This is a genomic window from Streptomyces sp. SAS_281 (assembly GCF_052542855.1).
Window position 1 is genome coordinate 31,297 of record NZ_JBMNDO010000052.1, and the last position, 21,265, is coordinate 52,561.

20 protein-coding genes are annotated in these 21,265 nt (G+C 71.7%); 7 read left to right on the forward strand and 13 right to left on the reverse strand.

Translation table 11 applies throughout. From position 1 onward, the window contains the following. Nucleotides 1-70: 70 nt before the first annotated feature. The 9 genes from ACN6LM_RS20650 to ACN6LM_RS20690 all read right to left on the reverse strand — a co-directional run bounded on the left by ACN6LM_RS20650 (nucleotide 71) and on the right by ACN6LM_RS20690 (nucleotide 9,598). The gene (locus ACN6LM_RS20650; protein ID WP_445066857.1) at nucleotides 71-484 is read right to left on the reverse strand and encodes a DUF3151 domain-containing protein; all 414 of its coding nucleotides are present in this window, start codon (nucleotides 482-484) and stop codon (nucleotides 71-73) included. Between the two features lie 89 nt (nucleotides 485-573). Next, nucleotides 574-2,094, reverse strand: a complete 1,521-nt coding sequence (locus ACN6LM_RS20655) for an MFS transporter (protein WP_445066858.1) — start codon at nucleotides 2,092-2,094, stop codon at nucleotides 574-576. A 118-nt stretch (nucleotides 2,095-2,212) separates the two neighbouring features. Continuing rightward, nucleotides 2,213-3,379, reverse strand: a complete 1,167-nt coding sequence (locus ACN6LM_RS20660; protein WP_445066859.1) for a MalY/PatB family protein — start codon at nucleotides 3,377-3,379, stop codon at nucleotides 2,213-2,215. A gap of 94 nt (nucleotides 3,380-3,473) precedes the next feature. Further along, complete coding sequence (gene fbaA / locus ACN6LM_RS20665; RefSeq protein WP_425812694.1) at nucleotides 3,474-4,496, reverse strand: class II fructose-bisphosphate aldolase; 1,023 nt, start codon at nucleotides 4,494-4,496, stop codon at nucleotides 3,474-3,476. Between the two features lie 200 nt (nucleotides 4,497-4,696). Beyond that, nucleotides 4,697-5,236: an orotate phosphoribosyltransferase gene (pyrE, locus tag ACN6LM_RS20670; RefSeq protein ID WP_164398682.1), complete on the reverse strand. Its 540-nt coding sequence runs from the start codon at nucleotides 5,234-5,236 to the stop codon at nucleotides 4,697-4,699. A gap of 95 nt (nucleotides 5,237-5,331) precedes the next feature. Continuing rightward, nucleotides 5,332-6,129: an aldose epimerase family protein gene (locus tag ACN6LM_RS20675; protein ID WP_445066860.1), complete on the reverse strand. Its 798-nt coding sequence runs from the start codon at nucleotides 6,127-6,129 to the stop codon at nucleotides 5,332-5,334. 21 nt (nucleotides 6,130-6,150) lie between these two features. After that, a complete protein-coding gene (locus ACN6LM_RS20680; RefSeq protein ID WP_445066873.1) occupies nucleotides 6,151-7,296 on the reverse strand; it encodes an SRPBCC domain-containing protein in 1,146 nt (381 codons plus the stop codon). Nucleotides 7,297-7,399: 103 nt separating this feature from the next. Further along, nucleotides 7,400-8,992, reverse strand: coding sequence for a polyamine aminopropyltransferase (locus ACN6LM_RS20685; protein ID WP_445066861.1), 1,593 nt, complete (start codon nucleotides 8,990-8,992; stop codon nucleotides 7,400-7,402). A gap of 84 nt (nucleotides 8,993-9,076) precedes the next feature. Next, entirely contained in the window at nucleotides 9,077-9,598 is a 522-nt protein-coding gene (locus tag ACN6LM_RS20690) for a DUF2617 family protein (RefSeq protein ID WP_445066862.1), read from the reverse strand. Nucleotides 9,599-10,371: 773 nt separating this feature from the next. On the opposite strand from ACN6LM_RS20690, the gene ACN6LM_RS20695 reads away from it, so the two are divergent. Next, on the forward strand, nucleotides 10,372-11,550 hold the full coding sequence (locus ACN6LM_RS20695; RefSeq protein WP_445066863.1) for a pyridoxal phosphate-dependent aminotransferase: 1,179 nt from the start codon (nucleotides 10,372-10,374) through the stop codon (nucleotides 11,548-11,550). 58 nt (nucleotides 11,551-11,608) lie between these two features. Here the strand turns inward: ACN6LM_RS20695 and ACN6LM_RS20700 are convergent, their stop codons facing one another. Both ACN6LM_RS20700 and clpB read right to left on the reverse strand, forming a co-directional pair. Then, nucleotides 11,609-12,172 carry a YbjN domain-containing protein gene (locus ACN6LM_RS20700; protein WP_445066864.1) on the reverse strand — a complete coding sequence of 188 codons (564 nt, stop codon included), beginning with the start codon at nucleotides 12,170-12,172 and terminating at the stop codon, nucleotides 11,609-11,611. 169 nt (nucleotides 12,173-12,341) lie between these two features. Then, nucleotides 12,342-14,936, reverse strand: a complete 2,595-nt coding sequence (gene clpB / locus ACN6LM_RS20705; protein ID WP_445066865.1) for an ATP-dependent chaperone ClpB — start codon at nucleotides 14,934-14,936, stop codon at nucleotides 12,342-12,344. Nucleotides 14,937-15,150: 214 nt separating this feature from the next. Between clpB and ACN6LM_RS20710 the strand changes: the two genes are divergently transcribed. Beyond that, complete coding sequence (locus ACN6LM_RS20710) at nucleotides 15,151-15,555, forward strand: pyridoxamine 5'-phosphate oxidase family protein (protein WP_383292796.1); 405 nt, start codon at nucleotides 15,151-15,153, stop codon at nucleotides 15,553-15,555. A 105-nt stretch (nucleotides 15,556-15,660) separates the two neighbouring features. On the opposite strand, the gene ACN6LM_RS20715 is transcribed toward ACN6LM_RS20710, so the two are convergent. Both ACN6LM_RS20715 and ACN6LM_RS20720 read right to left on the reverse strand, forming a co-directional pair. Continuing rightward, nucleotides 15,661-15,981 (reverse strand): Rieske (2Fe-2S) protein, encoded by a 321-nt coding sequence (locus ACN6LM_RS20715; RefSeq protein WP_018102083.1) that lies wholly within the window; start codon nucleotides 15,979-15,981, stop codon nucleotides 15,661-15,663. Nucleotide 15,982: 1 nt separating this feature from the next. Continuing rightward, a complete protein-coding gene (locus ACN6LM_RS20720) occupies nucleotides 15,983-16,180 on the reverse strand; it encodes a hypothetical protein (RefSeq protein ID WP_445066866.1) in 198 nt (65 codons plus the stop codon). 119 nt (nucleotides 16,181-16,299) lie between these two features. Here ACN6LM_RS20720 and ACN6LM_RS20725 point away from each other — a divergent pair, with 119 nt between their 5' ends. From ACN6LM_RS20725 to ACN6LM_RS20745, 5 genes are all read left to right on the forward strand, one after another. Beyond that, complete coding sequence (locus ACN6LM_RS20725) at nucleotides 16,300-17,304, forward strand: helix-turn-helix transcriptional regulator (protein ID WP_445066874.1); 1,005 nt, start codon at nucleotides 16,300-16,302, stop codon at nucleotides 17,302-17,304. A 184-nt stretch (nucleotides 17,305-17,488) separates the two neighbouring features. Then, on the forward strand, nucleotides 17,489-18,466 hold the full coding sequence (locus ACN6LM_RS20730) for a LuxR C-terminal-related transcriptional regulator (protein WP_445066867.1): 978 nt from the start codon (nucleotides 17,489-17,491) through the stop codon (nucleotides 18,464-18,466). Then, nucleotides 18,463-19,455, forward strand: a complete 993-nt coding sequence (locus ACN6LM_RS20735; protein WP_445066868.1) for a LuxR C-terminal-related transcriptional regulator — start codon at nucleotides 18,463-18,465, stop codon at nucleotides 19,453-19,455. Before ACN6LM_RS20730 ends, ACN6LM_RS20735 begins: the two co-directional genes overlap by 4 nt. Then, entirely contained in the window at nucleotides 19,452-20,420 is a 969-nt protein-coding gene (locus ACN6LM_RS20740) for a helix-turn-helix transcriptional regulator (protein ID WP_445066869.1), read from the forward strand. Before ACN6LM_RS20735 ends, ACN6LM_RS20740 begins: the two co-directional genes overlap by 4 nt. After that, nucleotides 20,417-21,265: helix-turn-helix transcriptional regulator (locus tag ACN6LM_RS20745; protein WP_445066870.1), on the forward strand; the 849-nt coding region annotated here is incomplete at its 3' end. The genes ACN6LM_RS20740 and ACN6LM_RS20745, both read left to right, overlap by 4 nt.

Genomic DNA, 21,265 nt, shown 5'->3' on the forward strand with positions numbered 1-21,265 from the left:
GCCTGCTCCGGACACGCGCAGGCCCCGCAGTCGCGGATGCGGAACTGCGGGGCCTGCGGTAGGGCGTCGGCTAGCCGAGGGTCTGGGCCGCGGTCGGCGAGGAATCGTGCAGGAACGTCGAGCAGCGCTCGTACTCCTCCTGCTCTCCGATGGCCTGCGCGGCCCGTGCGAGGGCGTGCAGGGCGCGGAGGAAGCCCCGGTTCGGCTCGTGCTCGAACGGCACGGGGCCGTGGCCCTTCCAGCCGGCCCGGCGCAGCGCGTCGAGGCCGCGGTGGTAGCCGGTGCGGGCGTAGGCGTACGACTCGACGACCCGGCCGCCCTCGAACGCCTCGTCGGCGAGCTGCGCCCAGGCCAGCGAGGAGGTCGGGTACTTCGCGGCGACGTCGGCGGGGGCCGTGCCGGCGGCGAGCAGTTCGCGCGGCTCCGGGTCGTCGGGCAGGTGGGTCGGGGGCGGGCCCCCGAGGAGGTTTTCGTGGATCGACATGCTCCCAGTGTGCCTGGCACGGGGCCGCCGGGGACCCGGTGGGCACGAATTCCGCCCCGGCCCGCGCGGCTTCGGACTCACCGCGCCCTTCAGCCCGTGGTGTCCGGCGGGGCCGTCTCCGGCGCGGGTTCCAGCGGCGGGCTCGTGACGCCGCAGTGCACCGCGCACTCGGGCCGCGCGGCGTCGTGCACGGGGGCGGGTCTCCGTACGGTCGCCCAGGCGATCAGCGCGCCGAGCACCAGCAGTCCGGCGCACATCGGCATCGCCCGCCGGAACGTCGCGGCGAACTCCCCGGCGTCCCGGTACGCCTCCGGCCCCATGCCGGCGAGCAGCGGCAACGCGGCCACCGCGATGAGGCCGGCGGCGCGTGCGGCAGCGTTGTTGATGCCGCTGGCGAGTCCGGCCCGGCCCGTGTCCACGGAGGCCAGGACGGTCGCGGTGAGGGGCGCCACGACGGTGACCAGGCCGACGCCCAGGACGGCCACGGCGGGCAGTACGTCGGTCAGGTAGCCGGTGACGGAGTTCGACCCCTCCCCCACGCGCAGCATCAGCAGCATGCCGGCGGCGGCGATCAGGGGCCCGGCGGTGAGCGGGATGCGCGGGCCGATGCGCTGGCCCAGCTCGCCCGAAGCGGCGGAGAACAGCAGCATCAGGAGGGTGGTCGGCAGCAGCGCGGTGCCGGCGCCCAGCGCCGAGTACCCGGCGACGACCTGGAGCTGGATCGCGGAGAGGAAGAAGTAGCCGCCGAGCGCCGCGTACACGCACAGGGTGACGATGTTGACGGCGGTGAACTGGCGGGACGCGAACACCGAGGGCGGCAGCATCGGATGTGCCCGCCGCCGTTCGAGCTGGACGAAGGCGGCACCGAGGAGCGCCCCGCCCGCCGCCGCTCCGATCACGGCCGGGGAGGCGCCCTGCCCCGGCGCGTCGATCAGCGCGTACGTCACCAGTGCGAGCGCGAGGGCGCCGAGGGCCGCTCCGGCGACGTCGAACCGCCCCCGGGCGTTCGGGTCACGGGACTCCGGTACGTGGCGCAGCGCGACGGGCACGCAGACGGCGGCGAGCGGCAGGTTGAGCAGGAACACCCAGCGCCAGCCCGGCCCGTCGACGAGCCAGCCGCCCAGGAACGGCCCCACTGCCGCGCCGACCCCGCCGAACCCGGACCACAGCCCGACGGCGCGGGCCCGGTCGTCCGGATGGAAGCTCGCCTGGATCAGGGCCAGTGAGCCGGGTGTCAGCAGCGCTCCGCCGACCCCTTGGAGGGCGCGGGCGGCGATGAGCACGGGGGCGTTCGGGGCGAGGCCGCAGACCAGCGAGGCGGCGGCGAACCAGATGACGCCCACCACGAAGACCCGCCTCCGCCCGTAGCGGTCGCCGAGCGCCCCGCCGAGCAGGATCAGCCCCGCCAGGGTCAGCATGTAGGCGTTGACGGTCCACTGAAGCGCGGCCAGGTCGGTGCCCAGGTCGTCGCCGATACGGGGCAGGGCGACGTTGATGACGGTGGAGTCGAGCATGGCCATGCTCGACCCGAGCACCGTCGTCAGGACGACCCAGCGCCCGACGGGGGAGGCCACTCGGATCGCGGGCCCGTCCGCCTCGCTCTTCTCCATGGCCTCAGCATCGTCGGCACCCGGCCGAAGGGCCACCGGTAGGGCCTGGCAGACAGGCATCGTCAGCCAGGCCCTGGCCCTCGGACGTCGACGCGTACCTTGGACGTCGACGCGTACCTCAGACGTCGACGCGTACCGCCTCGACGCCCCGGATCAGCGCGTCGAGCCCGGCCTCGGCCTTGCTCCGGGCGCATCCCACGTTCAGCCGGACGAAGCCCTCGGCCCCGTACGTGCTGCCCGGCATCACCGCGACGCGCTCCCGCTCGATCAGGACCCGCTGCAACGCCTCGTCGTCCCGGACGCCCGCGCGCCGCAGATCGATCCAGGCCAGGTACCCGGCCTGCGGCGGCTCCCACTCCAGGGCGGGGAACGCCGCGTTCAGCCGTTCGGCGACCAGGGCCAGGTTCTCCGCGACGTACGCGCGTACCGCGTCCAGCCAGGGTCCGCCCTCCCGGTACGCGGCGATGTGCGCGGTCAGCGAGAGCACCGCCGGTGAGGCGAGGCCCTCCGCCGTCTCCATCCGGCGCAGGTACTCGGTCCGGTCCTCCGGCCGCCCGATGAGACCGTACGAACCGGTCAGTGCGGGGAAGTTGAACGACTTCGAGGCCGAGCTGACGACCGCCCAGCGCGCGTCGCCGCCCACCCGGGTCCACGGCACGTGCGGACGTCCGTCGTGCACGAAGTCCGCGTGGATCTCGTCGCTGATCACGGCCACACCGTGGCGTGCGGCGAGCTCGGCCATCCCGGCGAGCTCCGCCTCGGTCCACACCCGCCCGGACGGGTTGTGCGGGGAGCAGACCACGAGGACCTTGCTGTCCGGGCGCGCGAGCTCCCGTTCCAGCGCGTCCGTGTCCCCCAGCGGCACGCCCCGCAGCTCCCGCCCGAGTCCGTGGACCGCCTTGCGGAAGCCGTCGTACGTGGGCGTGTGCAGGACCACCCCGTCGCCCTCGTCGGTCCACATCTGCAGCAGCTGCGAGAACTGGCTGAGCACGGACGGCCCGTACACCAGGCTCCCGGTGTCGATCGCGGTGCCGTAACGCGTCGCGTACCAGTGGGCGACGGCCGGCCGGAAGTCGCCCAGCCGCCAGTCCGTGTACCCGAATACGCCGTGTTCGAGCCGGGCCCGCAGGGCGGCCAGCACCTCGGGGGCGGTTTCGAAGTCCATGTCGGAGATGGTGAACGGCAGCAGCCCGTCCACCCCGAAGCGGTCCGCGACCCCGTCCCACTGGACGCACCAGGTTCCGCGGCGGTCGATCACGGTGTCGAAGTCGTAGGACGTACTCACACCTGTTCCCTCGGGTCGTGCGTGACGGGTCCGGACATGCCGTGGGCCCGGCACCCCGAGGGGTGCCGGGCCCACGCCACACAGCCGTACCGGATTACTTCAGCTTCGTGCCGGTGGAGCGCAGGTTGGCGCACGCCTCCGTGACGCGCTTGGCCATGCCGCCCTCGGCGGACTTGCCCCAGCTGCGCGGGTCGTAGACCTTCTTGTTGCCGACCTCGCCGTCGACCTTCAGCACACCGTCGTAGTTGCGGAACACGTGGTCCACGATCGGGCGGGTGAAGGCGTACTGGGTGTCGGTGTCGAGGTTCATCTTCACGACGCCGTTCTCCAGCGCGGTGGCGATCTCCTCGGCGGTGGAGCCGGAGCCGCCGTGGAAGACGAAGTCGAACGGCGACGTCTTGCCGTACTTGGCGCCGACGCCCTCCTGGAGGTCCTTGAGGAGCTCCGGGCGCAGGACGACGTTGCCCGGCTTGTAGACGCCGTGCACGTTGCCGAACGAGGCGGCCAGCAGGTAACGGCCCTTCTCGCCCAGACCCAGCGCCTCGGCGGTGCGCAGCGCGTCGTCCACGGTCGTGTAGAGCTCGTCGTTGATCTCGTGGGTGACGCCGTCCTCCTCGCCACCGGTCGGGGTGATCTCGACCTCAAGGATGATCTTGGCAGCGGCGGCCTTGGCCAGCAGCTCCTGGCCGATGGCCAGGTTGTCGGCCAGCGTCTCGGCCGAGCCGTCCCACATGTGCGACTGGAACAGCGGGTTCAGACCCTTGGCGACGCGCTCCGCGGAGACGTCGATCAGCGGACGGACGTACGTGTCCAGCTTGTCCTTGGGGCAGTGGTCGGTGTGCAGCGCGACGGTGACGTCGTACTTGGCGGCGACGATGTGCGCGAACTCGGCGAGGGCGACGGCGCCCGTGACCATGTCCTTGTTGTACTGGCCGCCCAGGAACTCCGCGCCGCCGGTCGAGATCTGCACGATGCCGTCGCTCTCGGCCTCCGCGAAGCCGCGCAGGGCGGCGTGCAGGGTCTGGGTCGACGTCACGTTGATGGCCGGGTAGGCGAACTTGCCTGCCTTCGCCCGGTCGAGCATCTCGGCGTATGCCTCGGGGGTTGCGATGGGCATCTGTCCGCTCCTTGGGATGTGCGGGTGTGCGTGCTGGGTCCCTGACCTGGGGGCGACGTCATCGTCGCCCCCATCTTCCCAGACTCTGGTTCCGGCTCCACCCGGCGGTGCCTCCCAGCCCGGGCGGTCCCTGCTCACGGGCGTACGACGAAGGCGGTCGGTTTCACGTGAAACCGACCGCCTTCGGGCAAACCGCCAGGTCAGTCGAGGTCGAGGTCCGGGACCGTGTAGACGTGGACGTACGGAAGGCCCGCCTCGGCGATGGCAGGGGCGGCGCCGCGCTCCACGATCACGGCCACGGCGACGACCTCGCCGCCGGCCTCGCGCACGGCCTCGACGGCGGTCAGCGGCGAGCCACCGGTGGTCGAGGTGTCCTCGACGACGAGGCAGCGACGCCCCTTCACGTCCGTGCCCTCGATCCGGCGCTGCATCCCGTGGGCCTTCTGGGCCTTGCGGACGACGAAGGCGTCCAGCTCCTGGCCACGGGCCGCGGAGGCGTGCAGCATCGACGTGGCGACCGGGTCGGCGCCCAGCGTCAGACCGCCCACGCAGTCGTAGTCCAGCTCGGCCGTCGCGTCGAGCATGACCTGACCGACCATCGGAGCGGCCTTGCCGTCCAGCGTGATGCGGCGCAGATCGATGTACCAGTCGGCCTCCAGGCCGGAGGAGAGCGTCACCTTGCCGTGAACCACGGCCTTGTCCTTGATCTGCTGCAGCAGCTCAGCACGTACGTCAGTCATGGCTATGAGGATAAGGCGCGCGTTTTCCACGACGTCCCGCCCGAGTCCGGAACCCGCCCGAGTCCGGACCGCGCCCGCCCGCCGGCGCCCCGCGCTCAGAGCCGGCGCCAGCTCCAGGTGGTGGCGATCTCCAGCGGCTCGATCGGGGTGACATAGCGAGGTTCGGTGTTCAGCCCGTTCGGCGGACCCGACTGCGGCTCCACGCAGACCGCCTCGTCCTGTTCGTCGTAGATCACGACCCACTCGGACCGGCTCTTCACCGTCAGCTCCAGCCGCTCCGGCCAGGTGAGGGTGACGTCCACACCGTCCGGCATCCCGAAGCAGTCGTCCCACGGACCAGGCACGGGCGGAATCCGGCGGCCGGTCGGCAGGTGGTTCTCGCCGCGCTCCTCCTGCCAGGCGGCGTCGAAGTCGATACGGACCTCCTCACCGGTGTCGAGACGGCGCCGGAACCACGGGTGCCAGCCCGCCTGGGCCGGAAAGGAGTCCCCGTACGTCTCGATGCCGAACGCCAACGTGAGGGAGTCCTCGCCCAGTTCGAAGGTCTGGGTCACTCGGCCCGGGTACGGCCAGGGGTCGGCCAGGTCGTAATAGAACGACGCCTGCGTCCCGCTCTCCAGGGCGGTGTGCCACGCCGTATCGCGGCCGGTGCCGTGGATGGCGTGCGGGGGAGCCGTCAGCGGCAGTTGGTGGAGGACGCCGCCGTCGCGGAACTGCCCGTTCTCGGTCCGCCCGCACCACGGCACCATCGGGAAGCAGCCGTACCGCTCCCCCTGCCTCAGCAGTTCGGTACCACCGATCCGCAGGCTGCTGATACGGCAGCCGTTGGCGGGGTTCACGGTCAACTCTGTGTCGCCGACGGAGAGCCGGACGTCCTTCTCGCTACTGCTCACGGGACGACCCTACTGGCGCCGCTACCTCCGCCGCCGCAACGCCCGGCTGACGACCACCGCCGAGGCGAGGGCCAGAGCCGCCGCGGGGGCGACCCAGCGCAGGGTCCCCCCCCCCCCGCCCGAATCCGGCGAGGGCACGGGGGCGTAGCGGCCGCGCGGCGGGGCGTGGTCGACCTCCTCCGCACTGCGCCCGATCATGGTGCGCCGGGCATGCGCGGCCTCGGCCGGAGGCCCGTCCGGCACGGTGAACTCGATCCCGGCGACCGGATCCAGCGACGACGGCGGAACGGGCGCGTCGAACAGGGACTCCTCCTGCGACGGCTCTCCGTCCCGCTCCCCGTCCTGCCCCGCGTCCCGCTCCCCCGGCTGCTCCGCACCCGGCGCCTCGTCGGGGGCGGCCTCGTGCGTCGGCAGCGACTCGTCGGCGCCGCCCAAGGGCCCGGAGCCGCTGAGCGGGGAGCCGGCCGAGGGCTCGGGGCCGCTCTGGTCCGCCTCCTCGGCGGCCTCTTCGAGCGCCTTCTCCACGGCCTCCCCGACGGCCAGCTCATCGGCGGTGGCCTCGGCGGCACCCGGCGTCTCCGGCGTACCGGCAGCCCCGGCGCCCGCAGAGCCACCACCGGCAGGACCCTCACCGGCAGACCCACCACCGGCAGAGCCACCACCGGCGGAGGCCCCGTCGCCGACCCCGCCGCCCCAGGCCTCGTCCGCCGCGCCCTCGCCCTGGGCGGCCAGCGACTCCGTCACGAGTTGCTGGGCGAACCGGTCCAGCAGGCGGTGGGCCGTCGACAGCGCCGCCGCCGGCTCCAGGTCCCGCAGGCGCCCGTCGCCGCTCGCCCCGCCCTCGAAGGCGATCGACGTGCCCTCGTCGCCCTCCGTGAGCCGGAGGGTCAGCGACAGCTTCGCCGAGCCTCCGCCCCGGGCCTCCACGCCCTCGCCCTCCACCAGGACGGCGTGCACGGAGTCCACGTCCGGGTCGCCCGGCACCGGCGTGAGGCGCAGCGCGCCCCGGTACGTGATGGTGTGGCCGCCCGCCCGGATTCTGAGCCGGCCCGCCAAAGGACCCGCCGACGCGTCGGCGTCCTGCTGGAACCCCGGTACACAGCGGGCGACCCGGACGGGGTCGCCCAGCGTCCGCCGCAGGGCCGGGACCGGAACCGGAACGAACACCTCATGCTCCATGGTGAACGAGCCTACTCAGCCCCGGCCGTCCCGTCAGCGCTTCCGCACCCGTGACCGCCCCGCACCGCGTGGCCGCGGCCACCACGACGCCTCACCGCCCCTCCCAGTAACGCGGGTGCACCAGCGTCGACGGCGGGAGGCCGGACAGCCGCCCGGCCTCCGCCCCGCGCCCCGCGTCCAGCAGCCCCGGCACGCTCAGGGAGCGCAGCGCGGGCGCGTCCGGGGCCAGGCCGAGGGCGGGCGTCGCGGCCTTCCCCGCCAGCAGGAAACCCCAGCCGCCGTCCGCGTCGCCCTCGGCCCGGTCGGGGCCGGCCACGGAGCCCGACCGGCGCCCGCTGATCCGATAGGGGCGCGGACGCAGCCCGGCGGCCCGCATGGAGGCGTCGACCGTCCAGTAGGTGCGCGGCCGGCCGACGGGCGGTCCGGCGTGCGCCGCGAGCCGTCCGTCCGGTGCGAGGGCCTCGGCGACCAGGCCGTAGAACTCCGCCGAGTAGAGCTTCGTGCCATCGGAGATCCCGGGGTCGGGGAGGTCGGAGATCACCACGTCGTAGCGGCCGCGGGCGGTCCGCAGCCAGGTGAACGCGTCGCCGGTCACCGTCGTCACGCGGGGGTCGTCCAGCGCGTGCGCGTTCAGCGCGGAGAGCGCGGGGTCCGTACGGGCCAGTCGGGTGACGGTGGGGTCCAGCTCCACCAGGGTCACGCTCCGCACGTCCGGGTAGCGCAGCACCTCCCGCGCCGCCAGCCCGTCCCCGCCGCCCAGGATCAGGACCCGGGCGTGCGGCCCGTTCATCGCCGGGTGCACCAGCGCCTCGTGGTACCGGTACTCGTCGCGGGCGCTGACCCGCAGCCGGCCGTCCAGATAGAGGTCCAGGGAGCTGCGGCCGGCCCCGGTCAGCACGACCTCCTGCACGTCGGTCCGCACGGCGACCCGCACCTGGTCCCCGTACACCGCGCGCCGCGCCGCCCGCTCGAAGTCGCCGGCCAGCAGCGCGGCGGTGGCCAGCACGGCGATCACCGTGACATTGGCGGCGATCAGCAGCCACCGCGCCCTGGGGGACACGTCCCGCCGGAACACCCACAGCACCAGCGCCCCGCCCGCCGCCGCGTTCACCGCGCCGGTCAGCAGAGCGCCGGTGAGCTGGCCGAGCATCGGCAGCAGCAGGAACGGAAAGGCGAGACCGCCGACGAGCGCGCCCACGTAGTCCGCCGCGAACAGATCGGCGACGGCCCCGCCCGCGTCCTGCCGGTCCACCCGCTGGATCAGCGTCATGAGCAGGGGGATCTCCGCGCCGATCAGGACGCCGATCGTCAGCGAGAACGCGACCAGCGCGTACCGCGACTCGCCGAACCAGGCGAACGACGCGTAGAGCACCAGCGCCGAGAAGCCCCCCACCAGGGCGAGCGCCGCCTCGATCAGCCCGAAGCCCACCGCCGCCCGGCTGCGTAAACGTTTCGCGAGCAGCGAGCCGATCCCCATCGCGAACACCATCACGGAGAGCACGACGGACGCCTGGGTGACCGAGTCACCGATCAGATAGGAGGCGAGCGCCACCAGTTCCAGCTCGTACACCAGTCCGCAGGCGGCACAGATGAAGACGGCGGCCAGCACGAGGTACCGACCGGTCCTCGGCCGGACGGGAAGCCGCGCCGCGCCCCCTCGCAGCGACACCTGCTGGTCGATCATGCCGCGAACGCTACGTCACTGATCGCTCGCCGCTTGTCACCCACAAGGGTGTAAGTGGCGCACCTGCGGCGTGGCAGGCGTGCGTCACAGCGCCACCGCGGGTGTCCGCACGCCCACCCGGGTCCGCGTCACGACGAGCTGGCCCTCCTGCGGGTACGCGTGCCAGGTGCGCCACCGCACCTGGCCCTCGGTCCGCTGGGCGAGCATGGCGGTGAAGGCGTGCGGACTGCCCGGAAACGTTCCGGCCAGGCCGTGCGGGTGGTCGGCGACGAGCGCCAGCAGCTCCTGCGCGCGTCCGGCGAAGGAGCCCGCGTTCAGCGTCTCCACGCGGGCCGCGAACTCGTACTCCCAGCCGCCGATCCGCTTGGCGACGCCCAGCGGCAGCGGGGTGCTGCTGCCGGGCATACAGGCGACGGTCTCGGAACAGCTGCCCTGCTCCTCCTCCAGGAGCACCTGGTGGGAGGCGCCGAGCAGCCGCAGCTGCAGGGTGGCGCCCGCGAGTTCGAGGTCGAGGACGGCCAGCGCGGGGAGCGGTTCGCGCCCCAGCGCCCAGGCCAGATCGGCGGCACGGGTGTCGGAATAGGCCGTATGAAGGGTCGTGAGCATGGGTCGGCTCCGCAAACACGCATGGACACATGGACAGGGGACGCCCCCGTGTCGTGCGCGTGGGGGGTGGGAAGCGCCCGATCAGGTCCAACTGGGGTCCGAGGGCTGGATGTTCTCTCTCACGAGGGAATCACGAACTACACCGCACTCACAGCGTTTTTGCCCAACTTGCCGGGGTTTCCCTCCCCCTCGGGGGGCCTCCCGCTCACCTGTTCACCGCAGACCCATGAGAGCCCCCAACAAAAAGGAGCCCGGCGGGACTTGGCGCAATCAGCGCGCGTCCCGCCGGGCCTCAGGGCGTGTTCGCGAACACGCCCACGCGGACCAACTGCCCCGTGTCAGCTGCCTCCGCCGCATCCGCCCCCGCCACCGCAGGAGGAACCCCCGCCGCAGGAGGAACCCCCGCCGCACGAGGACCCCCCGCCGCAGGAGTGGCCGCCCGAGTGCCCACCGCTGCCGCAGGACGAGCCGCCGCCGCTGTCCCCGGCCCACCAGCTGCCCCCGGCGGCCGAGCCGCCCGCCGCGCCGCGCCGCCTGCTGCGCGCCGGCGCACGCCCCCGTCCACCGGCCCCCGCCAGCATCGCGACAAGGACCACGACCAGCACGACCAGAATCACCCCGACCAGCACACCGCCCATGACCTCACGTCCTTCCGTCCCCCGAAGCGAGGCCCCCCGCTCCGCGCCCTTCCGGCGTGCAGGGGAGATGCCCTTGCCGCCGTACGGCCAAAGCAGACTTGAGCAACTCCAGAGCTTGCGCGCAGGATGGCGGCCATGACACACGGACGACCGCTGCTCAACCGCCGCCTCGCCGAGTTCGGCACGACGATCTTCGCGGAGATGTCCGCGCTGGCCGTCCGCACCGGAGCCATCAACCTCGGCCAGGGCTTCCCGGACACCGACGGCCCCGAGGAGGTCCGCGAGGCCGCGGTGCGTGCCCTGCGCGCCGGGCACGGAAACCAGTACCCGCCCGGTCCCGGCGTCCCCGAGCTGCGCACGGCGATCACCGGCCACCAGCAGCGGCGCTACGGCCTGACGTACGACCCCGACACGGAGGTGCTGGTCACCGCGGGCGCCACCGAGGCCATCGCCGCCTCGCTGCTGGCGCTCCTGGAGCCCGGTGACGAGGTCGTCGCGCTGGAGCCGTACTACGACTCGTACGCCGCCTGCATCGCGATGGCGGGCGCGACGCGCGTTCCCGTCACACTGCGGCCCGACACCTCCGCGGGCACCTACCGGCTGGATCTCGACGAACTGCGCGCGGCGGTCACCCGGCGTACCCGGCTGCTGCTGATCAACACCCCGCACAACCCCACCGGCACGGTCCTCAGCCGCGAGGAGCTGCACGCGATCGCGGAACTCGCCTGCGAACACGACCTTCTCGTCGTCACCGACGAGGTCTACGAGCACCTGGTCTTCGAGGGCGAACACCTGCCGCTGGCGGGCTTCCCCGGCATGCGCGACCGCACGGTCACCATCTCCTCGGCCGGCAAGACCTTCTCGTACACCGGCTGGAAGATCGGCTGGGTCACCGGGAGCCCCGAGCTGGTGACGGCGGTGCGCTCGGCGAAGCAGTATCTGACGTACGTCTCCGGCGGCCCCCTCCAGTACGCCGTCGCCGAGGCGCTGCGGCTGCCCGACAGCTTCTACGAGGAGCTGCGCGCGGACCTCGGAGCCAAGCGGGACCTGCTGTGCGCGGGACTCGCCGAGGCCGGGTTCGCGGTGTACCGGCCGGCCGGCACGTACTTCGTCACCACCGACATCCGCCCGCTCGACGCGACCAGCGACGGCATCGCGTTCTGCCGGGCGCTGCCGGAACGCTGCGGCGTGGTGGCCGTCCCCAACGCCGTGTTCTACGACCACCGCGACCAGGGCGCGCCCTTCGTCCGCTTCACCTTCTGCAAACGTACGGACGTGCTCCAGGAGGCGGTTTCCCGGCTGAAGCGCCTCTGACACATGGAGAGGCCCGGCGCGGGTTTCCCCGGGCCGGGCCTCTCCATGTGTGCGGGGCTCAGGCGTCCGGAGCGGACTGCTCCGTGCCGTCCTCGGACTTCTGCTCCGCCGGGGCCAGGCCCAGGCGCTCCAGCAGCCACTTGTCGAACTCGATGGAGGCGCGCACCCAGCTGACCGTCGAGGAGACGAAGTGCTCCAGGGAGACGCCGGTACCGATGAGCATCTGCGCCTCACCGATCAGGCGGACCGAGGGACCGGTCTCCTCCGAGCCCTCCTCGGGCTCGTGGGTGTGCGTGTAGACCTTGGGCCACAGGGTGCGGCGGTTCCAGTCGTCGATCGCGTCGAGGAGGACCGGACGCTGGTCCGTGGCGTGCGGGCGGTCGTAGAACGTACGGACCGAGAAGACCTGCTGCTCGCCCTCGCCGCGGAACATGAAGTACGTGCGGAATTCCTCCCACGGCGCGGCGAGGTCGCCCTCGTCGTCGACGACGTACTTCAGCTCCATCTGGTCCAGCAGCTGCTTGACGAGGTCCTGGTCAGGGACGACGGGGCCCTCCGGTCCTGCCGCCTGCGGTTCGGGCTGAGCCCCGAAGTTAGGAATCGAGGACGGATCGATGCTCACCGTTACTTCCCTTCGTGCGGTTGGCTGCCATCCTCTCTTATGCCGGGCGGGGCATGGCAAGCCCGGAAGGCCCCGATCCGCCACAAGCTGATATTCAGCCGGTGGGAACCGGGGCCGGGGCGTTCCGATTACGCCGTACGGATTCCGCTTACCGCGTCGGCGGCCGCGCTCAGCTCGCCGCGCCGACGATCAGGCCGTCCTCGAAGCGGTCCACGCGGACCGTGTCACCGTCCCTGATCTCGCCCGCCAGGATCTCCTTGGCGAGCCGGTCACCGATCGCCGTCTGGATGAGGCGGCGCAGCGGCCGGGCGCCGTACGCCGGGTCGTTGCCCTCCTCGGCCAGCCACGCCAGGGCCTCCGGGGTGACCTCCAGGGTGAGCCGCCGGTCGGCCAGGCGCTTGGCGAGCCGGTCGATCTGGAGGCCCGCGATGTGCGCCAGCTCGTCGCCGGACAGGGCGGAGAAGACCACCAGGTCGTCCAGCCGGTTCAGGAACTCCGGCTTGAAGGAGGCCCGGACGACGTCCAGAACCTGGCTCTTCTTCTCCTCCGGTTTGGTCAGGGGATCGGTCAGGTACTGACTGCCGAGGTTGGACGTCAGGATCAGGATGGTGTTCCGGAAGTCCACCGTCCGGCCCTGTCCGTCGGTGAGCCGGCCGTCGTCCAGGACCTGGAGCAGGATGTCGAAGACCTCGGGGTGGGCCTTCTCGACCTCGTCCAGCAGGACGACGGTGTACGGACGGCGGCGGACCGCCTCCGTGAGCTGGCCGCCCTCCTCGTAACCGACGTAACCGGGCGGGGCGCCGACCAGGCGGGCGACGCTGTGCTTCTCGCTGTACTCGCTCATGTCGATGCGGACCATGGCCCGCTCGTCGTCGAAGAGGAAGTCCGCGAGGGCCTTCGCCAGCTCGGTCTTGCCGACCCCGGTCGGGCCGAGGAACAGGAACGAGCCGGTCGGGCGGTCGGGGTCGGCGATGCCGGCGCGGGTGCGGCGCACCGCGTCCGAGACGGCCTGCACGGCCTCGGTCTGCCCGATCAGGCGCTTGCCCAGCTCCGCTTCCATGCGCAGCAGCTTCTGCGTCTCGCCCTCCAGGAGACGGCCGGCCGGGATGCCGGTCCAGGCGCCCACGACATCGGCGATGTCGTCCGGCCCGACCTCCTCCTTGACCAGGGTCTCCTTGGGCTCGCGGGCGGCCTCCTGCTCGGCCTCGTCGGCCTCGGCCAGCTCGCGCTCCAGGCCGGGGATCTCCCCGTACAGCAGCTTCGACGCGGTGTCGAAGTCGCCGTCACGCTGGGCGCGTTCGGCCTGGCCGCGCAGGTCGTCCAGGCGCTCCTTCAGTTCACCGACCCGGTTGAGGCCCTGCTTCTCCTTCTCCCAGCGGGCGTTGAGGCCGCGCAGCTCCTCCTCCTTGTCGGCGAGGTCGCGGCGCAGCTTCTCCAGGCGCTGCTTGGAGGCGGCGTCGGTCTCGTTCCTGAGGGCCAGCTCCTCCATGTGCAGGCGGTCGACGGACCGCTGGAGCTCGTCGATCTCGACCGGCGAGGAGTCGATCTCCATGCGCAGCCGGGAGGCCGCCTCGTCCACGAGGTCGATGGCCTTGTCGGGCAGGAAGCGGGAGGTGATGTAGCGGTCGGACAGGGTCGCGGCGGCGACCAGGGACGCGTCCGCGATCTGGACCTTGTGGTGGGCCTCGTAACGCCCCTTGAGACCGCGGAGGATCGCGATGGTGTCCTCCACGGACGGCTCGGCGACCAGCACCTGCTGGAAGCGCCGCTCCAGGGCGGGGTCCTTCTCGATCCGCTCGCGGTACTCGTCCAGCGTGGTCGCGCCGACCATCCGCAGCTCGCCGCGGGCCAGCATCGGCTTGAGCATGTTGCCCGCGTCCATCGCGGAGTCGCCGCCGGCGCCCGCGCCCACGACGGTGTGCAGCTCGTCGATGAACGTGATGATCTGGCCGTCGCTCTCCTTGATCTCGGAGAGGACGGTCTTCAGGCGTTCCTCGAACTCGCCGCGGTACTTCGCGCCCGCGACCATCGCCCCCAGGTCGAGCGAGACGAGCCGCTTGTCCTTGAGGGATTCGGGAACGTCGCCCTTCACGATGCGCTGGGCGAGCCCTTCCACCACGGCGGTCTTGCCGACGCCCGGCTCACCGATGAGCACCGGGTTGTTCTTGGTGCGCCGCGAGAGCACCTGGACGACGCGGCGGATCTCCTGGTCCCGGCCGATGACCGGGTCGAGCTTGCCCTCGCGCGCGGCGGCGGTGAAGTCCGTACCGAATTTCTCCAGGGCCTTGTACTGGCCCTCCGGGTCGGGAGTGGTCACCCGGCGCCCTCCCCTGCTCTTCTCGAACGCGTCCAGCAGCTTCTTCGCGCCGGCCCCCTGTCCGTCGAGGATCTCACCGGCACGGCCGCCCTTCGCGGCGATCCCGATCAGCAGGTGCTCGGTGGAGACGTAGTCGTCGCCCAGCTCCTTGGCGCGCTGCGCGGCGTCCGCGATGACGGCGAGCAGCTCGCGGTTGGGCTGGGGCGGCGCGACGGTCGACCCGGTCACGCTGGGCTGCGCGGCCAGGAGCCGTTCCGTCCCGGTGCGTACGGCGATCTGGTCGGCCTCGACGGCGGCCAGCAGATCGACCAGATTCTCGTTGTCCTCGCCCGACAGCAGCGCCAGCAGCAGATGCCCCGGGGTCAGATCGGGATGTCCGTCCTTCACGGCCCTGCTGGTGGCCGCGTTGATGGCGTCCCTGCTCCTGTTGGTCAGCTCGGCGTCCACGTGCGCTGTCTCCTCCTTGCGATGACGAGTCCGTTCCCACTACTGACACGGTCAACGTGCACAAAGTTGAGTCTATTCCACTCAAGGTGGTACCCGCGAAGGGTTGAGCGCATTCCACTCAAGGCGGAAACGTCGCCCTGCCCCCTCTCCGAGTGAAGCGGCCACCCCTCGTACCCGCCACCGCAGCGCGCATGGCCCCGCATACGCTGGGGCCATGGCAGTCGACGTACACCAGCCGAGCCCCGAGTACCTCGCGTTCTGGCGCGAGAGCCACGTGTGCACGCTCACCACGCCCCGCCCCGACGGCACGCCGCACGTGGTCCCGGTGTGCGTGACGTACGACCCCGAGGCCGGCCTCGCCCGGGTCATCACCAACAAGCACAGCCGCAAGGTGGCCAACATCCTGGCCGCGGGCCCGGAGGGAGCCCGCGTCGCGGCGTGCCAGGTACACCGCCGCCGCTGGGCGACCCTGGAGGGCGTGGCCAGGATCAGCACGGACCCGGAGCGGGTCGCGGAGGCCGTACGCCGCCACACGGAGCGCTACGACCGGGTGCCGTCCCCCAACCCGGACCGGGTCGTCATCGAGATCACCCTGGACCGGGCGCTCGGACGCGGCTGAGCGTGCCGCTCGCGGGCACAGCACAACGGCGCCACCGTGTTCAGGTCACGGTGGCGCCGTTGTGTGGGGGAAGTGACTGAGCGACGTGGAACGACGGGGGATCGCTCAGGCACTGTGGGGGGTGGCGGCAATGGTTTCGGGCTCGAACAGCTGGTGGTCACGCTGTGCGAGATTCACAAAGATCATGTCGTAACGGATGGCGCAGCGCACCGGCTGCGGCGCGCCCCGCGGCTTGCGCAGGCATCGGTAGGCACGGACCTCACCGTCGTCCTCGCGGGCGACGACGACCGGGTCGCCGAACAGAGTGACCATCAACGAGTCGCCACGGTGGGGCAGCGCCGTGACGAGATCGATGAAATGCCACCCTGACCGGTAGGCGGTCGCCATCTCACGCCGGAAGGTCCGGTCGTCCGGGGGGGTGGTCATGTCAGGCGCCCGCACCGGTCGACGCGGTGTCCGCTCCGGCGGGCGCGACGTTCCAGCCGATGTCCGACTTGGCAGGCGAGACATCCCAGCCGATGTCCGCGGCAGAGGCGGCGGTGCTGACCTGCTCAAAGCCGCTGCCGCCCAACAAACCTATGCCCAGGGCCGCAACGAACGACGCGGCAAGCGCCGAGCGAAGCATTCGCTTATACATAGTCGGCTTCGTCCTCACTGGTGGATTCCTCTCCCCCGCATCAAAAACGATGTCTCACAGGGGCACGCGAGCACCACCGAGGAGATGCATCATGTTCCTGTATGTTCATGAACCTGGGGGGTGAAGATATGGCCACAATGAGCACGAAACCGACACATCCTCATGGGATCACCGAACTTTGCCAGGCCGGGGAGCACCTTTACGCCAGCGCGCTGCGCCTGGGACGCATAGCGCGGGCGGACATCGAACCCGCTCCCTGCCTCGTGGATTTCGCCCTGCTTCACCCCGACCCCGACGACCCGGCATGGCTCCGGCCGGTCCCACCTTCGGTCGCGCTGGCCCAGCACCTGCAGCCCCTGGAACGGGAGATCCTTGAGCGCCGCAGGCATACGGTCCAACTGACCGAGTCATTCGAGCCATTCATGGACATCAGCACGCAGGGACCTCCCGTCACCCACGCGATCACCGTGCTGGAGGGCTTCAACCGGATCAACGCCGCGCTCGACCAGGCCACGGCAGAGTGCCGTACGGAAGTCCTGACGATCCAACCCGGTGGCGGACGCATCGAGGACCGCCTCAGCAAATCGCTGGACCGCGGCCTCTCGGTCGTTCAGCGAGGCGTCCGGATGCGCACCCTCTATCAGCACACCGTGCGGCACAGCCTCAGCACACTCGCGTACGCGGAGCGCATGGCGGACAGCGACGTGGAGATCCGGACACTCGAGGAGCTCATCGAGCGCCTGATCGTGTTCGACCGGACGGTGGCCTTCATCCCGGCCCAGGACGACCGTCAAGTCGCCCTGGAACTGCGCCATCCCGGACTCGTCGAGTACCTGGCCAACGTGTTCGAGCAGCTCTGGACGCGGGCGGCTCCCCTGCGGGAGGAGGTCAAGTACGAACCGACCCGTCTGGGGATCAGCGGGGTTCAGCACTCCATTGCCCAACTGCTCGTCGAGGGACACGTCGATGACTCGATCGCCCGTCGGCTCGGTATGAACGTCCGTACCTGCCGGGCCCATGTCGCCAAGCTCGCGGCCACGCTCGGCAGCACCAGCCGCGCCCAACTCGGCTATCTGATCGCCCGGTCAGGAATCCTGGACCAGGATTCCTGACCGGCCGGCCCCAAAGATCCCCACCCCCCGGGCCGGGCGGGCGGACCACGCAATGGGGGAGAGCATGGCCACGCCCTTGATCAGCCGGGGGAGTTCCCGGCTCCCCCGACATCTCCACACTGGCCCGGGAACTAGGCTGGCACCACCGTCATCTTGCTGCACTGCCAAAAGTGGGGGGTCACGAATGGGCAAGGACGAGGGCATATCGCACCAGCCGCACGGTGCTCTGGAACTGTGCGACGCCGGCGTCAGGACGTACACCGAAGCACTCGGAGCCGGCCGGCTGCCCCGCTCCGCTCTCGAACCCGCCCCGTGCCTCATCGAGTTGGCTCTCGTCCACCCCGATCCCCAGGACGATGGCTGGATCCGGCCGGTCCCTCCGTCCGCGGCGCTCGCCCATCTGCTCCAGCCCGTCACCCGGGAGATCCACGAGCGCATACGGCTCTCCGCCGCCCTGGCCGACTCACTGGCCCCCCTGGCCTCCGTCGCCAGCACCGACCCCAACCTCGCCATCACCGTCCTCGAAGGCATTCCGCTGATCGAGGCAGCCATCCAGAACGCCACGGACGGCGCACGGGAGGAGGTCCTGACCCTCCAGCCCAGTGGCAACCGCCCCGTGGACCAGCTCAGGAAGGCGCTGGACCGGGCACTGTCCATGGCCGGACGGGGCGTGACACTGCGCCACATCTACCAGCACCCGGCCCGGTACAGCCCGGCCATCAAGGCGTACCTGGACGACATACCGTCGGGCTGCATCCAGGTGCGCACCATCGAGCAGACCGTCGAGCGCCTCTTCGTCTTCGACCGCACCGTCGCCTTCATCCCGGCCAGTCCCCGGCGCGACATCGCCCTGGAGATCCGCCATCCCGCCCTCGTGCGCTACCTGATCCAGGTGTACGAGGTGCTGTGGGCCCAGGCCAAGCCGCTGACCTCCCCCCTCCAGCCGCCCGCGCACGACACCCCGATCACCACCGCCCAGCTGAGCGTCGCCCGCCTCCTCATCGATGGCAACACCGACCAGATCGTGGCCCGCAAGCTCGGCATCAGCGTCCGCACCTGCCGCGCCCACATCGCCAAGCTCATGCACACACTCAACGCCACCAGCCGCACCCACCTCGGCGCCCTCCTCGTCCAGTCCGGCCTCGTGGAACCGACTCGGTGACGGCACCGCACGAGCACGGCCACGGCGTGGACGCACTGTGCGAGGAGGCGGTCGGCCTCTGTACGCACGCCCTGGCCCAGGGCCGCATCGCCCGGTCCGCCGCCGAGGAAGTGCCCTGCCTCGCCGAGCACGCCCTGCTCACCGCCGACCCCCGCGACGACACGCGGCTGAGGTCCGTAGCGCCCACGGCCGCCCTGGCGCACCTGCTGCATCCGCTCGCCCGTCAGGTCCTCGACCAGGTCCGCACGGTCGATCTCCTGGGCAGGACGCTGGGCACGCTGAGCGCACTCGCGGAGGAACCCCCGGATCTCGCCATCAGGGTCGTCGCCGGGCAGTCCTCCATCCAGGAGGCCATCGACGCCGCCCTGCGCGAGGCGAACGACGAAGTCCTCACCGCCCAGCCCGGCAGCACCCGTTCCCCGGAGATGCTCCGAGTGGCCCTGGCCAGCACGCTGCCGCTCGTCAAGCGGAACGTCCGGCTGCGCCACATCTACCAGCACTCGGCACGCTACGGTCCTGGGCTCAAGGGGTATCTGGCCCAACTGCCCGGGGACCTCCTCCAGGTCCGTACGACGGAGCGGGCGATCGACCGCCTGATGATCTTCGACCGCGAGGTCGCGTACCTCCCGGCCAACCCCGACCGCAGCGCCGCCCTGGAGATCCGCCACCCCGGGCTGGTCCGCTACCTGGCGCAGCTGTACGACCTGCTCTGGGCCCTCTCCACACCCCTCGGTGATCCCCTCCCCACCGCCCTCCCCGACGCCCCCGTCACCGCCGTCCAGCAGAGCATCGCCCGCCTCCTGGCCGACGGCTGCACCGACCGGACCGCCGCCGAGAAACTCGGCATCAACGTCCGCACCTGCCGCGCCCACATCGCCAAACTCATGCACACCCTCAACGCCACCAGCCGCACCCACCTCGGCGCCCTCCTCGTCCAGTCCGGCCTCGCGGGCGCGGGACAGGACTCCGGGAAGGGCCCTGCGTCATGACCGCGCCGACGACGCACCCCCACGGCGAACGAGAACTCTGCGAAGCCGCCCTCGCCCTCTACGGCGAGGCCCTCAGCGCCGGACGCATCGCCCGCAGCGCCACCGAGCCCGCCCCCTGCCTCACCGAGCTCGGACTGCTCCTCCCCGACCCGCAGGACGGGGCGTGGCTGCGCCCCGTGCCGCCGTCCGCGGTGCTGGGTCAACTGCTCAGCCCTCTCAGCCGTGAGATCGACGCCCGGCTCCGGCTGACCACCGAGCTGACCCGGTCCCTGCTGCCGCTGCTCGCGGAGACCGACGAGGACCCGACCCGTTCGGTCACCGTGATCGAAGGGGCCGACCGGATACGCGCGGCGCTCCACAACGCCTCGCGGTCGGCCCGGGAGGAAGTCCTGACCGCCCAGCCCGGCGGCAACCGCCTGGTCCACAACATGCGCCAGGGCCGGACGAACGCGCAGTTCGTCCTCGCATCGGGCGGTCGGCTCCGACACCTCTACCAGCACTCGGCGCGCTACAGCCCCCGGCTCAAGGAGTACCTGGCGGAGATCCCGGCCGGCCGGCTCCAGATCCGCACCATGGAACAGAGCGTGGGCCGCATGCTCGTCTTCGACCGGGCCGTCGCCTACCTGCCCGCCGACCCCGGCGGCAGCGCCGCCCTGGAGATCCGCCACCCCGCCCTCGTGCGCTATCTGACCGCCGTCTACGAAACGCTCTGGGCCCTCGCCACCCCCTTCGACGATCCCCTCCCCACGGCCCTCCCCGGCGCCCCCGTCACCGCCGTCCAGCAGAGCATCGCCCGCCTCCTGGCCGACGGCTGCACCGACCAGGCCGCCGCCGAGAAACTCGGCATCAGCGTCCGCACCTGCCGCGCCCACATCGCCAAGCTCATGCACACCCTCAACGCCACCAGCCGCACCCACCTCGGCGCCCTCCTCGTCCAGTCCGGCCTCGCGGAGCCCACCCGATGAACCCGCCCACCGAACACCGCCACGGCACGGACGAACTGTGCGACGCGGCAGTGGACCTCTATACACAGGCCCTGGCCCAGGGCCGCATCGACCGGTCCGCCGCCGAGGAAGTGCCCTGCCTCGCCGAGCACGCCCTGCTCACCGCCGACCCCCACGACGACGCGTGGCTGCGGCCCGTACCGCCCACGGCCGCCCTGGCGCACCTGCTGCATCCGCTCGCCCGTCAGGTCCTCGACCAGGTCCGCACGGTCGACCTGCTGGCCAAGTCCCTCGTCCCCCTCGCGTCGGCGAACCGGGAACCCGTCCTCCTCGTCACGCTCCACGGACGGTCGGCCATCCAGGCGTCCATCAACGGCTCCGCGCACGAGGCCCGGGACGAGATCCTGACCATCCAGCCCGGCAGCACCCGTACACCGGAACAGCTCCAGATCGCGCTGTCGGGCACACTGCCCACGGTCGCGCGGGGCGTCCGCGTCCGGCACATCTACCAGCACTCCGCGCGCTACAGCACCGGCCTCAAGGAGTACGTGGCCCAGCTGCCCAGCGGACTCCTGGAGGTCCGTACCGTGGAACGGGCCGTCGACCGGCTCATCATCTTCGACCGGACCGTCGCGTACCTCCCCGCCGACCCCGGCGGCGGCGCCGCCCTGGAGATCCGCCACCCCGCCCTCGTGCGCTCCCTCGCCGCCATCTACGAAACGCTCTGGGCCGGAGCCACACCCTTCAGCCAGCACCTCCCCACCGCACTCCCCGGCGCCCCCGTCACCGCCGTCCAGCAGAGCATCGCCCGCCTCCTGGCCGACGGCTGCACCGACCAGGCCGCCGCCGAGAAACTCGGCATCAGC